This window comes from Dellaglioa sp. CoH-57-MRSF-20 (assembly GCF_056781955.1).
The window spans coordinates 19,240-35,895 of sequence record NZ_JBXAXV010000004.1; the positions used below are offsets into that span (position 1 = coordinate 19,240).

Below are 16,656 nucleotides of genomic sequence, written 5' to 3' on the forward strand. Positions count from 1 at the left end.
AATATTATATAGACTGTTTAGAGTTTTGTAAATACCTATTTAAAGAATACTGAAACTTTTTATCTCGTCTTAAAATAACCTGGTTAAATCTACGCTCATACAACTAAATCTAAGTGAAATTTTGGATTCTTTATTAGAATATCATAGATTACTGTAAACGGCTAGCTTTACCTAATCATTAATTCATAATTTCAGTTAATTCTTTCGAAAGTAATGCATTTAATTCAACCATATACGTTAAATTTTCAGTCCTTTTAAAAGTGGATTCCATACCTAACTCACTTTTTACTAATTCAATCCATTCTTTCTCAATACCCAAAAAATCACTTGCAAAAGGATAAATCATCCCCAATTTTAAATTTAACATATGATTTAAAGAATTATTCATTTGTACATCAATAGTTCCCTCATCATTTTTTGTTAATTGATTAATTGTCAGTAATACAGGTTCATTTTCATTTGCAACTAATTTTTTTACGTCAATTTTTTTCTGAGTTCCATCAACCCATAAATAGTTTATTATTTCAATATTATTAGGTATCTTTTGTACCTCTTGCAATAGACTTGATTTTATAATTGGATGTACGTCTTTATCCATAAATATTTTTTGACAAGCATCTAAGAATTCATTTTTAGGTAGTACCAGTCCACTTTGAACAATTTGTTGCTGTCCAAAAAAGTCCACTGAACCTAAGTGTGCAAATTGACGTTCATTTTGTCTAAGTTGTTTATCGAATTTTTCACGGCATTCATTTTCAGCATCCAAAACTAGTGATGTGGCAAAAGGTTGCTCTTTAACCAATTGCCAAGCTCGAATAAATTTATTGTTTTTTAACAGTATATTTAAATAAACTGCAAATTGATCCCCACGTTTTAAGTAATCGCTATAAAATTCGTCAGCGATAATTAACGCTTCTTGAAATTGAGCATCCAAAACTAGAGAATTAACCAATAATTTATTATTTTTAAAACTACGATGACCATCATAATTTTTTGTGAATAATTGTGATGCTAGTTGATAATTTTTGTCACTTACAGCCTTTTTTGCTAACTGATAATTTTGTTTCTCTTGGTCGGGAAACGGAATAATTTCTGCCATAATATCCTCTATTTATTCTAAAAAAAGGGATAACAACATTTGTGTTATCCCTTTTTGATTATTTTTCGTTATTTTTTGTTTCCGCCGGTTTAACTTCTTTAGACTTTGTTGATTTTCTATGATACTGATTAATTTCCATAATAACAGGTAAAATAACTGGACGTCGTTTTGTTTGTTCATATAGGAAATGACTCATTTTTTCACGAACATCTTGTTTTAAATGTCCCCAATCAAATTCTTTATTGTTCAAATTATCTTGTACTGTTTCTGACACAATTTCAGCACTCTTTTCAATTAAATCAAGGCTCGTTTTTGTATAAACAAATCCTCTTGATGTAATTTTAGGCTTGTTTATGATTTTTTTCTTTTTACGATCAATTGTGACGACTGCAATAAAAATACCATCTTCAGAAAGTATTTTACGATCTCTCAGTACAATATTTCCAATATCACCAACACCAATACCATCAATCATGGTATTTCCTGCTTCAACTTGCGATCCTAAATTCATTTTTCCTTCAGAATAACTTAAAACATCACCCTTACCAGTAATAAAGATATGATCATATGGCATTCCTAATGTATGTGCTAAATCAGCATGTGCCGCAAGTAATCGATATTCACCTTGAATTGGAACCAGGTATTTTGGTTTCATTAAATTGATCATTAGTTGTAAATCATTTTGACCAGCATGACCTGAAGAATTTAATTCATCAGAAATTGCTTTCACATCAGCTCCTGCTCGGTAAATGAGATCTCTTGTCTTTGCCACATTAGTTTCCATAGCTTTTGACGTTGTTGTCGTAATGAAAACAAGATCTCCTTCATGAATATTAACAGTTGAATGTTGATTTAAAGCCATTCGCTGTAATGATTTTAAAGGTTCACCCATTTTACCTGTTTCCAATATAATTAGTTGATCATCGTCATATTTGCTAATATCACTCATTGGAACAATTAAATTTTCATCAGGAAGAACTAATTTCTTCAAATCCATAGCTGTTTTAACGATTTTTTCAACATCGTGTCCTGTTAATATAACCTTTCGATGACTTTCCTTTGCAGCATTTAGTATCTGTTGTACTCGTAATATATTTGATGCCACACAGGCAACAATAATACGACCTTTTTGATATTCAAATGTTTCATTAATGTATTCGTCAATTGCACTTTCATTGACTGTTGGGAATGGGTTCTCAGCATTAGCTGAATCACTTAATAACGCTAAAACACCATTCTTACCAATCTCAGCTAAACGTCCAAAATCTGTTTGGTAAACTGGTGCCGCAGCTTGATCGAACTTAAAATCACCTGTATAAACAATCTGCCCTTCATCAGTACCTAAAACGATTCCTAATGATTCAGGAATTGAATGGGTCGTTTTAAAGAATGAAATTGTCGTTTTACCAAAATCAATCTCAGTCTGATCATTAACAACGTGAAAATCAGAAAATTTACTTGCCTTAGGATCATTTTCAATATTAATTTTTGCTAATGCAATTGTTAATTCTGATCCAAAAACAGGCACATCAAATTCACTCACAAAGTATGGTAATGCACCAATTGCATCTGCATGCCCATGTGTTAAGAAAACACCTACAATTCGTTCTTTATTTTCTCTCAAATAACTAAAATCAGGAATTACAATATCAATCCCTAATAAGCCATTTTCTGGATACATTAATCCAGAATCAAAAATAAATAGATCATCATCCACTTCAACGACATACATATTTTTACCATTTTCTCGAACGCCACCAAGTGGAATTATTTTAACTTTACTCATTACTTCACCTCTTACATATTTTATATTTTTAGTATTTTCACTAGTTGATTTATTTCATTGTCAGTTAATGCCTCTATTGGTAAACGACACCCACCTACTAAGATACCCTTGTAATTTAAAGCTGCTTTAGCTGGTCCAGGAGATGGAAGAGAAAAAAGTGCAGCCATTTTTGGCGTCAACTCTCTTTGAATATCTCCTGCAAGCTTAATATTTCCATCTTGTACAGCTTGATACATTTTAGTCATTTCAATACCAAATATATGGCTTGCAACAGAAATAACACCACTTGCTCCTAAGATTTTTGCAGTCAAACTATCCGTATCTTCACCAGTATACACCAAGAAATCATCTGGCGTTTGTTCAACAATACGACTTAAATTTTCACTACCTGTACAATCTTTAATACCAATAATATGATTATTATTAGATAACTTAACAATTGTTTCAACAGTCATAGTTACGCCTGTACGACCCGGAATATTATAAATGAAAATAGGCAATTTCGAAGCATTTGCAACTGCTTCAAAATGAGCAATCATACCTTTTTGATTAGGCTTATTATAGTATGGCACAACAACTAAAGCTGCGTCCACACCAGTAATAGCGGCTACCTCATTGGTAAAATCAATTGTCTCCATAGTATTATTTGATCCTGTACCAGCCATAATTGGAACTCTACCATTAACTATTGCCACTGTTTTTTTAATCAAATTTAATTTTTCAGAATGATTCAACGTAGGCGATTCGCCCGTAGTACCATTAACCAGGATACCTTTTGAACCTGTTAAAATTAAATGTTCAATTAATTTAATTAAGCGATCTTCATCCACTTGATTCTGATCATTAAATGGTGTGACCATAGCTGTCATTATATCTACATTTTCAAACATTCGCTTAATTCACTCCTTTCTTTTTACTTTGGAACTCTTAATAAATCTAATTCATGCAATTTTTCAGCAATTTGAACTGAATTCCATGCAGCACCTTTTAACAAATTATCCGAAACGACCCATAATTGGAAGGCATTATCCTGTTCTAAATCAGCTCTAACACGACCAACAAATGTATCTTTCTTACCAGTGGCATTAATTGCTTGTGGATATATCTGTTGTTCCGGATTATCTTGTAAAACCACACCGGGTGCATCTGCAAGAATATTTTGAATTTGTTTAACAGAAGCATCATGACTTTCAACTTCAAACCAAACAGATTCCGAATGGCTAACAACAACTGGTACACGTACACATGTTGCAGTAACTTGAATATCTTGATTAGACATTATTTTCTTCGTTTCATGAATCATTTTCCATTCTTCATGTGTATAACCTGTGTCTTCAAAAACATCAATTTGTGGTAGTGGATTAAATGCAATTGGATAATGCTTTTTATCACCAGAAGCTGGTAAAATCTTTGCTTCCATCTCTTCGCCATCAAGATAAGCTTGTGTTTCATCTTTTAATTCTTGAATAGCTAAGTTTCCAGCACCACTAACAGCTTGCATTGTTGTAACAACAACCTTCTTTAAACCGTAATTTTTACGAATTGGTTCTAGTGCAACTACCATTTGGATAGTTGAACAATTTGGGTTAGCAATTAGTCCTTTGTGTTCATAAAGTGCCTGTTCATTAACTTCAGGAACTACTAGTGGGACATCAGGATCCATTCTAAACGCACTAGTGTTGTCTACAACAACTGCACCACGTTTAATTGCTTCAGGTGCAAACTTTTTAGATACACTACCGCCAGCAGAAAATAGAGCCAAATCAACATTCTCAAAAGAATCAGATGTTGTTTCTTCTACGATAACATCCTGACCTTTAAATTTTAATACTTGTCCTGCAGAACGTTTAGATGCCAAATATTTAATACTATTGATGGGTAAACTTGTTTCTTCTAGCATTTGAATCATTCGTGTTCCAACAGCGCCTGTAGCACCGACAACCGCAACTCTATATCCGTCCATTGAAAAAAACCTTCTTTTTCTTTATTTGAATCTCAATTATACCATAAAATTTATGAACGTTTTACATTTAACTCACTTATAGTAGACATATCTTAAATTTTAAAAATAAAAAAAGCAAAACTCTTATTAAGAGTTTTGCTTTTAGTTTTAACGACGAAGACCTAAGCGTTGGATCAATTCACGGTAACGTTGAATATCTTTGTTACGTAAATATGCTAAAAGGTTACGACGATGTCCGATTTTCTTCATCAAACCACGTTGTGAAGCGAAATCTTTTTTATGAACGCCGATATGTGCATTCAATTCAACGATATCTGCAGTAAGTACAGCGATTTGTACTTCAGCAGAACCTGTATCGCCTTCTTGACGAGCATATTCGTTCATAATTTCTGTTTTCTTTTCATTTGTAATTGCCATTAGTGTTTCCCACCTTTCTGAATCTAAATGCCTAAAACCGAGTAAGTCGTCGGTGAGACGTCAACAAACTAAGTTAAAGGTTACTTGGAACAAATCTAACCTTACTAAAATTTAGAGTATATTGCAAGTTTTTTATAACTTCTCTTATCTAATTATTACTATCAAGTAAAAATCCTTTACAAGTTTTCATTGCATTAACTAATTTGGTTAGGTATAATAATGGTTGTTGAAATATTTGTTGAGAACCAATAAGGTGATCATGATAAGTGGAGGTGACTTAAATGCCAATTATTCAATCTGCAATTAAACGTGTAAAAACGAATGAAAAAGCAAACGTTAAAAATGCTGCTCAATTAAGCACAATGCGTACTGCTGTAAAGAAGTTTGAACAAGCTAAGACTGCTGGTGCCGATAATGTAGATGCTTTATACAAAGCTGCTATTACTGCAATCGACAAAGCACATTCTAAAGGTTTGATCAAAGAAAACAAAGCTGCTCGTGATAAGTCTCGTATGGCTGCTCGTTACGCTAAATAAGTTTTCAGAAAAATACCCAGTAGATTAATAATCTACTGGGTATTTTTTATTTTATACATCTATACGATTAATTTGAAGCATAAATAATGAGAATAATCCTTCTTGATCTTGTTGTGTCGTCTTCATTGCTTTTTCTAAATCAATTAACGCTAAATAAATTTTCCTCAAATCACTTCTATTAAATTTCTTTATCTTTTGAAGTGCCAACTTAATTCGATAAGGATGCACTTTTAAAACACTAGCTAAATCTCCTTGTGAGTAACCTTTATCTTGCAAAATTTTCACTTGTAATAATAATCTAAATTGTCCCAATAATATTGCATTTATCTTAATTGGCTCTTCATTTTGTAAAATTAAATCATGATACAACGTTACTGATTTTTCAATATTATTTGAAATAACAACATCTACTAAATCAAATATATTTTGTTCTAAAGTTTTAGAAACTAAATTTTCAACAGATGATAATGTAATTCGGTGGGTTTCAAAATTATACAAAAATAACTTTGGCAATTCATTCATGATTGTTGATAATTCTGTATTGGTTCTTTCTAGAAATAATTCCAAAGCGTTTTCATCTATTTCAAATGATTTGTTAGCCATCTCTTGGGCTATAAACTGTCGCGTTGCACGCTCATTTAACGGTTGATTATCAATAACTAGACTAAATTTTTTAAGCATCTTACTAATCTTTTTACGACCATCTAATTCTTTATAAGGCGCAAATATAACTACAATACTTGTTGGTTCCGGATGAGCTAAATAAGATAAAAGACCATCAATATCGTGTTCAATTTTTCTTTTTTTAGTGTCTGACGTTAGAAAAAAAGGATTTTGAATAAAAATTAAGCGCTTATCACCAAAAAAAGGAACAGACATCGCATCATCTAATGCTTTAGCCAACGGAACCTCCTCCATATCATATTTACCTAAATTCATCGTTCTCTCTTCTTCAGGTATCAACTCAGTAAATGCTTTTTTTACATCTTCCATTAAATAAGTCTCATTACCTAAGACAAGATTTACTGGCTTCACATTTTCAAGAGATAACGTTGAAATTATTGCCTGTGAATTCATATTTATCAGCTCTTTTCATTGTTAAAAACTTCTAATTTTTCTTTATAATTTTGAAACTTGCTGATTCTTATCATACCATGCTCTGCTGTACTAACAAACGGTATTCGATATTTTTTCAAAGTATCTAATGTTTCTTGATGTGGGTGGCCATATCTATTATTCTTACCAGCAGAAATCACCGCTAACTTCGGTTTTATTTGATCAATAAATATTGGATCAGTCGCAGTTTTACTGCCATGATGACCTGTTTTAAGAATTGATATTTGTAAATTGGGATATTTTTGAATAACCTTTTTTTCACCAGCTCGGTCCAAATCGCCAGTAATAAGATAGCTATATTTCCCGATTGTTCCAAATAAAACAAGAGAATCTTCGTTTTTTCCTATACCTTGATTAAAAGGATGTAGAATCATCAATTCAGCATCCTGTTTTTTACTATTATCTGTCATAGGTATCACCATTTTAGGCGGTCGAGTAGATTCTATTTTTTTAATGAATTGTGGCAGTTGTTCCATTCCAGATGGAACAATCATTCTATCGACGTCTATTTTGGTTAATATAGACGGAAAATTACCTATATGATCTGCATCTTGATGCGTCAAATATAAATAGTCTATATGACTGATTCCTTTGCTTAATAAATAATTAGTAATAATTTTTTCACCAGAAGTTTGATACTCCTTTCTAGTTCGCCAGCTATCCATCTTAAAATGAACTTTACCGCCTGTATCTACTAATGTAATTTGCCTATTAAACGGCTTTCTTATCAATGTTGAATCCCCTTGACCAATGTCAAAAAAAACGACTTCTTGCCGAATTGGAAAATGGATCCATAGAAATACCATAACATAGAAACTAACTAATATTGCCCATCTTTTAATACACGAAGGATGTAAAAAACATGTTAAGGTGCACATGAAAAATAGCATGCACATATTTAAACTGGGTTTACCAAACGTTATCGTTAATGGTAAACGTGCTAGTTCATCAAAAAAATAAATAAACGTTTTTAATACAGTATTTATCCCATCCATAACAACCTTAAAATGAATCCCAACCATTCCTCCAAAAATTACAATTGGTAGGATTAAGAATTCAAAAATAGGAATAATAAAAATACTAAGTACAATTGATAGAACATTCCACTGATAAACGTTGAAAAAAATAAATGGCAAACTAAATAAGTTTAGCCAAATACCTGATTCAAAAGTACCTTTATTCTCCATAAAGATTAGTAGTAATGACATTAGATAGCTCAACTGACCGCCAAATGTGAACAGTACTTGTGGTTCAATCACCAATCCTATTAACAAAGCGAAACACCAAACCGTAATCCCTTGGACAGGTTTATCAATTAGTTCACAAATAAGTTGAACCATACACATAAAAATTGCACGTCGTAAACTACTAGATTCCCCTGCAATAACTAAATAGCATGGAAGTAAAAAAAGTAATCCTTTGGCTACTGTCTCACGTGGGATTAATAGTCTATTTCCTAACGTTCTTATTAACATCACAAAATAATATACATGTAAACCCGATAAACAGAATAAATGAATTAATCCTAATTGTCTTATAGAGGCTAAATCCTGATTGAATTCCTGAGTCTTATCACCAATTACCAAAGCATTCAAAAATTTATCTAACGGATTGGATAAAGAATTAAAATAACTTTTTAATTCTGCTCGTAATTCATGTAACTTACTTATCACGGATTCAAGCGATAAATTCATGACATTTTTTTCACTATTATTAACTTTTATAATAGTCATACTATTGTAAATTGATTTAGTTCGCATAAAACTTTGATAATCAAACTCGTTTTCATTTGTCGCTGATTTAATTTTTTGTAGCTTAGCATCAACGTTTATAATTTTAGTGTGTTTATTATGTTTAATCTTATTGAGTTCATTTTGTGACTTACAGTTATAAAATCCTCGAATTTTTTGTGAATTAGAAATTATTTGTCCATCAAAACTAACCAAATCACCATTGATTGAATAATCATCAGGGTAAATTTTCACATTAACATTTTGTACCTCTTTTTCAACTACAACTTGCTTCTGGCTTTCCTTCGCATTACTGTAAAAATAAATACCAAAAATTAAAATACAGACACAACAAATATAAAAAGTTATCGAACGTTTTAACGTAATAATTCGTATAAAAATAACGATAGCGAAAATAATCCAAATAGGATTGTAATTTACAACATATAAACTTGTTATTCCAATAACTAACGTCGCAAAAAATAGATCAACTGCTTCAACTGATTTTATTCTGAAAATATTTTATTCAGAACAATTTCTTCAATATAATTTTTATCAACTTTTACTTGCTCAAAAATAACATTATTTCTTTCTAATAGTGATATGGCATAATCATCATTATGATAATTACGTAAATAATATATTTTTTTCACGCCGGATTGAAGTAGCATTTTTGTACACTGTAAACAAGGAAAATCTGTCACATAAATTTCTGAATTATCTGTCGCTGAGCCAAACTTTGCACACTGTAAAACTGCATTCATTTCTGCATGAATCGTTCGTACACAATGTCCGTCTACAAGGTAGCAACCTTCATCTATACAATGTACATCCCCTGAAACAGCGCCGTTATATCCGCCTGCAATAATCCGTTTATCTCTAACAAGTATCGCACCAACAGATAATCTTTCACATGTACTTCTTAATGATAGTAATGCAGCTTGCGTCATAAAATATTGATCCCAAGGAATTCTATTATCAGGCATTTAGGTATTTCCTTCTTTCATTTTTTTATAGTATATCAAAAATAAATCTTTAAAAAAAGTTAGACCGCTAATGAGTCCTTTAGACTTTCATATGTTTTATCACCGATGCCGCCAACTTCTTTTAATTCATCCGTAGTTTTAAACGATTGATGTTCTTCTCTATATTGTAAAATTTGTTCTGCTTTTTTTGGTCCAATTCCAGTCAACCCTTGCAGTTGTTCTTTCGTTGCGGTGTTTAAATTAACCGTTGATTCATCATTCGATTTATCCTGAGTTCCTGTAGTAGACCCTGCATCCATAACAGAAGATCCTTGGGCAGTAGTAGCTGCTACTTTATTTTCTTTTACTTCCCCTTTTGCCGGAACATATATAACCATCTCATCTGTTACTTTTTGAGCTAAATTAATCTGTTTCTGATCAGCGTTAGATAAAAATCCCTCAGCTAAATCGATTACCTGACTAATTCTCATTCCTGTTTTCATTGTGTATATACCTGGTTTTTTTATATTTCCTTTGATATCCACAACGATTTTCCCACCATTTGAGGTTTCTAAATGGCTTGATATATTTTTTTCCGAGCTAGACGACGTACTAGTAATACTATTAACTAACATATCATCTGTTTTGCTACTTTTATGTTGTGTAACTATTGAAAAAATGGTCAATGCTATTACAGATACCACACAAATAATGATAATTTTTCGATATTCAATTCAAATTTTTTTTATTTGATCCATCTTATCCACCTCCCTCTTATATTTAAATACGCAAAAAAACGAATTTCATTTAAAATGAAATTCGTTTTTTTCCTTAAATCATTATCACGTATTTTAATGATGATTCATTTTATTTAAGTTAATCTTCCTTACTAATTACTTCATGACATTTTTTAATCATAGCTACTTTTATATGATTAGGTACCATATTTGAAATATCTCCATCAAATTTAAATATTTCTTTCATTAAACTTGAGGAAATATGTGCGTATTTAGGATTAGCAAGCATCAATACAGTTTCCACTGTTTCATCTAACTCTTTGTTCATCAATGCAATATCTTTTTCATATTCAAAATCCCTATTATTTCTAACACTACGAATAATTATTTTAGCATCTAATTGGTGCATTAAGTTAATCGTTAAATCTGATTCAACACTAACTACTTCTACATTTGCTAATGAAAAGGTAGCTTCACTAATCAAATCTACCTTTTCATCAGCTGTAAACAATGACTTCTTTTTAGTATTAGTCATAACTGCGACAATAACTTTATCAAAAATTTGGCTTGATCGAACAATAATATCTAAGTGTCCATTAGTTAATGGATCGAAACTTCCCGGAAAAACTGCATTCATTTTAGTTCTCCTTTTGATAAATCGTTACCTGTGTAATTCCATAATTTTGTCTCCTAAATAGCCTGAATCCAGAAATATCATCAGGTAAGTTAGCATATTGATCTGTTTCACAAATAATTAAAGCTTGATTATTTAACAACTCGCTGCTATCTATTTTTTTTATCGTATCAATTATTTCTTGGGTCTTATAAGGTGGGTCTAAAAAAACAAGATCAAATGTTTCTTTACCTTTTAATAGTCCAATTGCTTTATCGGCATCTTGCTTATAGACCGTAAACTTATCTTCTTCCTTTGTGATAGCAATATTATCATTAATTGTTTTAATTGCTTGATACTGTCTATCAATTAGAAAAGCATGCGAGATTCCTCTAGAAACAGCTTCGATACTTAACCCTCCGCTACCTGCAAATAAATCTAACGATTTACCGCCATCAAAATAAGGACCAATAATATTAAACACTGATTCCTTAACTTTATCCGTTGTAGGTCTTGTTGCCATACCCGGAACTGCTTTTAATTTTCTTCCGCCATATTCACCTGAAATTATTCTCATATACTTTACTCACTTTTATTTTTAAATTTTTCTTGATCTTCATCTGTTAATTTAAATGCTTTTTCACCCATTCGAGACCCAAAGTCCATATCAATATCAGGGCGATGCGATACTTCTGTCTTTTTAACAAATTTTAAATTTTGAATTTTCTTAATCGTCTCGGGTAGGTCTTCTTGATTCATATAAATGACAACATATTTCATTTTTTTTGAAATATATTGAATAATACCGAATCGTTTCAACTGCTTAATTTGCTTCATATGGTATAAAAACACAATGACACCTTGTCTTTTTTGTATAACTAACTTAGTCCCATTTTCTTCGTCAAGCATTTGATTATGACCCCCTTTTTATTTATTATTTAGTAATTCCTTTTTTCTTAAAGCTGATATATTTAAAACTAAGCCTACACAGAAACTCAAGATAAGCATACTTGATCCGCCATAACTAAGAAATGGAAATGTTACACCTGTTATTGGTAAAACACCTGATATACCACCAACATTAAATACAGTCTGCACTGTCATAAACGTCGCAATTCCATAACAACAAAGTGAATGGAAAGTTTCTTTACTTTTAGAACCAATAAAGATAATTCGTCCAATCATACTGAAAAGTAATATTAAAATAAAAAATACCATCAATAATCCAAGTTCTTCACCTGTAATTGCTAATATAAAATCAGTATACGGTTCTGGTAGATAGCCTCGTTTTTGGATGCTATTTCCTAGTCCTGCACCAAAAATACCACCATTACTTAATGCATAATATGAATTTACCAGCTGTTGTCCAGTTGATTGCTGATATTTAAACGGATCATTGAATCCACTAAATCTTTTAGCCATATATGCTAATGGACCACCAGAATCTGGAGAAACAGATTTTAATTTTGATAATAATATCATTAAAGTACCCATGCCACCAACAGAAATTAAAGAAGTTATTCCAATTGAATACCCACTAGCCAAAATAATGATTAATACTGCACTAAAATTAATAATAAACCCACCCACATCTGGTTCAACCAAAATTAAAATGAGTGGTAAGGCTACTGCAATCGCATAGATAAAACGACGTTTATTTCTACCCTCATAACTTAATTCTTTATTTTCACGGAATGCAACTTGTTGCGCCATAAACAAGACTAAAAAAATCTTGCTGATTTCTGCGGGCTGAATGTTAAAAGAGCCAAAGTTAATCCATCCTGCTGCACCATTAACTGTTTTACCGCTAAGTACTACGTATAAAAGTAGCAGAATGGACACTGCACCAAATAATATTATAAATCCAGAACTTTTAAAAAAATTAACCTTCATTGAATATATAAGGAAAGCAACTAGCAATCCTAAAATGGCAAAAAGCAATTGTTTTTTTAAATATGTCGTTGGATCGCCACCCGCCATTTGAACCTTATATGAACTAGCAGAATAAACCATGACCACACCAATTCCGGATAATATGATATACGGTATAAAAATAAAATAATCAAGATATTGTAATTTTTGTGTTATTCTTTTTAAAATTTGCATTTTTAATCCAACTTATTTCTTCATTTTTTCAAATTTAGTACTAAAGTGTCTATTCGAAGTTACTTCAAGATTCTTTATCTGCTTCTTTTCAGTTTTTTCTTCAAACAGAGCACACTCCAACACAAAATCTACTTCACGAGAAAAACGAACAATTAAGTATCAACTACTTCTTAAAATGTAACATAACCAAGCTAGTAAAATGTATTTCGCTGTTTCCAGATAAATTTATTTATTTTATCTACATTTTCTTGCAAAGTGACCATCACATTTTCTTTAGAAATGTTGTTTTTCATCGATTTTATTCTCTCGTGACTCCTAATAGTATACCATATTACTATTTATCATGATTAAAAAAAAGAGTTGAAAATGAACTTAATCATTTTCAACTCTTTTTAAATTAACCTTTTTTTGAATCTGTTTTATGTTGTTTTTGAGCTTTTTCACGCATATTTGTATCTAAGATACGTTTACGTAAGCGTAAATTATTTGGTGTGATTTCTAATAATTCATCCGTGTTCAAGAATTCCAATGATTCTTCAAGAGTAAGAATAGTTGGTTTCTTGATTGAGGCTGTTTGATCTTTATTAGAAGAACGAACATTACTCATAGCTTTTCCTTTAGTAATATTTACAGAAATATCACGTTCACGGCTACTTTGTCCAACAACCATTCCTTCATAAATATCAGTAGTAGGTGTTACATAAATTGTTCCACGTTCTTCAATACTCATAATTGAATATGTTGTAGCTTTTCCTGAATTAATAGAAACTAATGCGCCATTACGACGACCAGGTTCCCAGTTACGGATAACTGGTTTGTATTCAGAGAAAGTATGATTTAAGATACCGTATCCACGAGTCATTGAAAGGAATTGTGAATCATATCCAATTAAACCACGAGTAGGAGCTGAGAAAGTTAAACGAGTTTGGCCGTTATTACCGGTCTCCATGTTAATCATTTCACCCTTACGTTGAGCCATTGTATCAATAACACCACCAGAATATTCATCAGGTGTATCGATTTGGACGCTTTCAAATGGTTCTTGCATCTTGCCTTCGAATTCACGGTAGATAACTTCTGGACGTGAAACTTGAATTTCATAGTCTTCGCGACGTAAAGTTTCAATTAAGATTGATAAATGTAATTCTCCACGACCTGAAACAACCCAAGCATCTGGAGAATCTGTATCTTCAATTTTCAATGAAACATCAGTATGCAATTGTAATTTAAGACGATCTTCCATCTTTCGAGCAGTAATGTTTTTACCATCTTGTCCAACAAATGGTGAATCATTCGTTCTGAATGTCATTTGTAGTGTAGGTGGATCAATACGCATTAATGGTAATGCTTCTTGATGATCACTTGGTGTTACAGTTTCACCAACGAAGATGTCATCCATCCCTGAAACTGCAATTAAATCACCGGCTTTAGCTTCATTAATTTCAACACGATCTAAACCGAAGAAACCAAAAAGTTTTGAAACACGGAAGTTTTGAACTGAGCCGTCAAGTTTAATAACAGAAACTTGATCACCAACAGCAATTTTTCCACGGAACACACGACCAATACCAACACGACCAACATATTCATTATAATCCAACATTGAAACTTGGAATTGTAATGGTTCGTCACTGTTATCAACTGGTGCAGGAATTGTATTTATAATTGTTTCAAAAACGTCATCCATAGAATGTTTTTGAGTTTCGATATCTGGATCCATACTTGATGTACCATTGTATGCACTAGCATAAATAACAGGGAAATCAAGTTGTGCTTCATCAGCACCTAATTCAATAAACAAATCAAGAACTTCATCAACAACTTCTTGTGGACGAGCACCCATACGATCAATTTTGTTAATAACAACGATTGGTACTAATTGTTGTTCTAAAGCTTTTTTCAAAACAAAACGTGTTTGAGGCATTGTTCCTTCAAAAGCATCAACGACAAGTAAAACACCATCAACCATTTTCATGATACGTTCTACTTCACCACCGAAATCGGCATGTCCAGGTGTATCTAAAATGTTAATTTGTTTGTCGCCAACTCTAACAGCAGTATTTTTTGATAAAATTGTAATACCACGTTCTTTTTCAATATCATTTGTATCCATGGCACGGTCACTAATTTCTGAATGGCCATCCAATGTATCTGATTGTTTTAATAATTCATTAACTAATGTCGTCTTACCGTGATCGACATGGGCGATAATCGCAATGTTACGAATGTCATCTCTTGTTTTCAAGTTTGTTCTTCCTTTCGTTGGAGCCTTAATATTTTTACGAATAATAACTACAGTTCACTATTATAGCAGACAATTAACACACTTACTAAAAGTTTTCATACTTTTTCATAAATAAATCGCATAAAAAAACTGCGACTTGTTAGTCACAGCCACAACGCGATTCTACTAAAAACTATTTAGTAGTTTTAAAATGTCCTCTTGTGCGTTTTCCGTTGCTATTAATACATCTGCTGATTGTAACATATCGAGCTCTAACCCGTCAATTGTTTTCACGGTGATACCAAGAGTTTCCGCCAATATTTTACCGGCTGCAAAATCCCATGGTTTTAAGTGAGAAACATAACCAATTTCTTGTCCACGTAATATGTGAACAAACTCAATACCGGCACTTCCATAAACCCTAGCACCTGAACTATGTTGAACAATTGATTGTAAATGCTTATAGTCCATCATTAACATAGGTGAGCTACAACCTAGCAAGCCATCCTTAAGTGCTATATTTTCAGGCTTTTCAAGTTTTTTATCGTTGGCAAAGACGCCCCTATCTGGCCCACCAGAATATAAAACATTATTCATTACATCCATAATGAATCCCAATTTTCCAATACCGTTTTCATAAATACCAATCATAATCGCGAAATGATCTTTCTGTTTGACAAAATTCATTGTGCCATCAATTGGATCAACAATCCAAACAGTACCATCTAAATTTGTTACATCATCCCCAAAACCTTCTTCACCTAAAATTTTGGCTTTCGGATCAAAGGTACGAATTTTGTTTACTAAAAATTTTTCAGTCTGTTTATCCATATTAGTTACAAGATCAACTCGACTACTTTTTGTTTCAACAGACAATGGATTTCCAAATGCATGAATAATATTTTCACGTGCCTCTGTCAGCCAACTTTTAACCTGATAATTAACCTCATCAATATTCAAATCATAACCTCCCTATTGGTTAATTTTAATAACGTCCCTTGTACTCTCTCTTGCAAATTTCATTGTACGATAAATACTAAAACCTGATTCATCTTCGTACGATCTGCCTATTTGTTTTTCCTCCATTTTGGAAGGAACAATTTTTTTAAACTCACGATAATTATAAAGCAATTCTTCTCGATCAATACCTGTAGAATTTGCTAATTCTATTGCTTTATAGAATTCACTGACAGAGATAATTTCTTCAGTAGTCCAATGTGCTTCTAATGGGTAATCAATTTTATTATTCATAATTTAGTGTGTTAAACTCCCTTTATTTTTACTTTATTTAATTATTGAATTAATTTTCAACTAATACTTTCAATATACTTGAAAGTAATTACTATGTTTCATTTTACAGCAAT

The 16,656-nt window shown here is 31.8% G+C and carries 17 protein-coding genes; 1 reads left to right on the forward strand and 16 read right to left on the reverse strand.

All coding sequences use genetic code 11. The features are described 5' to 3' along the window. Positions 1 to 178 precede the first annotated feature (178 nt). The 5 genes from AC1RPN_RS05255 to rpsO form a co-directional block, all read right to left on the reverse strand. A complete protein-coding gene (locus tag AC1RPN_RS05255) occupies positions 179 to 1,099 on the reverse strand; it encodes a hypothetical protein (protein WP_481761712.1) in 921 nt (306 codons plus the stop codon). Positions 1,100 to 1,157: 58 nt separating this feature from the next. Then, entirely contained in the window at positions 1,158 to 2,885 is a 1,728-nt protein-coding gene (locus tag AC1RPN_RS05260; RefSeq protein ID WP_409022408.1) for a ribonuclease J, read from the reverse strand. Between the two features lie 20 nt (positions 2,886 to 2,905). Then, positions 2,906 to 3,775, reverse strand: a complete 870-nt coding sequence (dapA, locus tag AC1RPN_RS05265; RefSeq protein ID WP_481761711.1) for a 4-hydroxy-tetrahydrodipicolinate synthase — start codon at positions 3,773 to 3,775, stop codon at positions 2,906 to 2,908. A gap of 23 nt (positions 3,776 to 3,798) precedes the next feature. Beyond that, complete coding sequence (locus tag AC1RPN_RS05270) at positions 3,799 to 4,848, reverse strand: aspartate-semialdehyde dehydrogenase (RefSeq protein WP_481761710.1); 1,050 nt, start codon at positions 4,846 to 4,848, stop codon at positions 3,799 to 3,801. 147 nt (positions 4,849 to 4,995) lie between these two features. After that, positions 4,996 to 5,265 (reverse strand): 30S ribosomal protein S15, encoded by a 270-nt coding sequence (gene rpsO / locus AC1RPN_RS05275; RefSeq protein WP_409022405.1) that lies wholly within the window; start codon positions 5,263 to 5,265, stop codon positions 4,996 to 4,998. Positions 5,266 to 5,546: 281 nt separating this feature from the next. Between rpsO and rpsT the strand changes: the two genes are divergently transcribed. Further along, entirely contained in the window at positions 5,547 to 5,801 is a 255-nt protein-coding gene (gene rpsT, locus AC1RPN_RS05280; RefSeq protein WP_409022404.1) for a 30S ribosomal protein S20, read from the forward strand. Between the two features lie 51 nt (positions 5,802 to 5,852). Here the strand turns inward: rpsT and holA are convergent, their stop codons facing one another. The 11 genes from holA to AC1RPN_RS05335 all read right to left on the reverse strand — a co-directional run bounded on the left by holA (position 5,853) and on the right by AC1RPN_RS05335 (position 16,543). Beyond that, positions 5,853 to 6,878, reverse strand: coding sequence for a DNA polymerase III subunit delta (gene holA, locus AC1RPN_RS05285; protein WP_481761709.1), 1,026 nt, complete (start codon positions 6,876 to 6,878; stop codon positions 5,853 to 5,855). A 5-nt stretch (positions 6,879 to 6,883) separates the two neighbouring features. Further along, complete coding sequence (locus AC1RPN_RS05290) at positions 6,884 to 8,902, reverse strand: DNA internalization-related competence protein ComEC/Rec2 (protein WP_481761708.1); 2,019 nt, start codon at positions 8,900 to 8,902, stop codon at positions 6,884 to 6,886. A 251-nt stretch (positions 8,903 to 9,153) separates the two neighbouring features. Then, positions 9,154 to 9,633 carry a ComE operon protein 2 gene (locus AC1RPN_RS05295; protein WP_409022402.1) on the reverse strand — a complete coding sequence of 160 codons (480 nt, stop codon included), beginning with the start codon at positions 9,631 to 9,633 and terminating at the stop codon, positions 9,154 to 9,156. Between the two features lie 59 nt (positions 9,634 to 9,692). Beyond that, entirely contained in the window at positions 9,693 to 10,247 is a 555-nt protein-coding gene (locus AC1RPN_RS05300; RefSeq protein WP_481762189.1) for a helix-hairpin-helix domain-containing protein, read from the reverse strand. 241 nt (positions 10,248 to 10,488) lie between these two features. Then, entirely contained in the window at positions 10,489 to 10,986 is a 498-nt protein-coding gene (gene coaD, locus AC1RPN_RS05305) for a pantetheine-phosphate adenylyltransferase (RefSeq protein ID WP_481761706.1), read from the reverse strand. Position 10,987: 1 nt separating this feature from the next. Next, complete coding sequence (rsmD, locus tag AC1RPN_RS05310) at positions 10,988 to 11,539, reverse strand: 16S rRNA (guanine(966)-N(2))-methyltransferase RsmD (RefSeq protein WP_481761705.1); 552 nt, start codon at positions 11,537 to 11,539, stop codon at positions 10,988 to 10,990. A 5-nt stretch (positions 11,540 to 11,544) separates the two neighbouring features. Beyond that, complete coding sequence (locus AC1RPN_RS05315) at positions 11,545 to 11,871, reverse strand: YlbG family protein (protein ID WP_481761704.1); 327 nt, start codon at positions 11,869 to 11,871, stop codon at positions 11,545 to 11,547. Positions 11,872 to 11,889: 18 nt separating this feature from the next. Then, entirely contained in the window at positions 11,890 to 13,068 is a 1,179-nt protein-coding gene (locus tag AC1RPN_RS05320) for an FtsW/RodA/SpoVE family cell cycle protein (protein ID WP_481761703.1), read from the reverse strand. 397 nt (positions 13,069 to 13,465) lie between these two features. Then, positions 13,466 to 15,313, reverse strand: a complete 1,848-nt coding sequence (gene typA, locus AC1RPN_RS05325; protein ID WP_481761702.1) for a translational GTPase TypA — start codon at positions 15,311 to 15,313, stop codon at positions 13,466 to 13,468. A gap of 165 nt (positions 15,314 to 15,478) precedes the next feature. Further along, on the reverse strand, positions 15,479 to 16,252 hold the full coding sequence (locus tag AC1RPN_RS05330) for an inositol monophosphatase family protein (RefSeq protein ID WP_481761701.1): 774 nt from the start codon (positions 16,250 to 16,252) through the stop codon (positions 15,479 to 15,481). Positions 16,253 to 16,264: 12 nt separating this feature from the next. Further along, positions 16,265 to 16,543, reverse strand: a complete 279-nt coding sequence (locus AC1RPN_RS05335; RefSeq protein WP_481761700.1) for a UPF0223 family protein — start codon at positions 16,541 to 16,543, stop codon at positions 16,265 to 16,267. Positions 16,544 to 16,656: the final 113 nt, after the last annotated feature.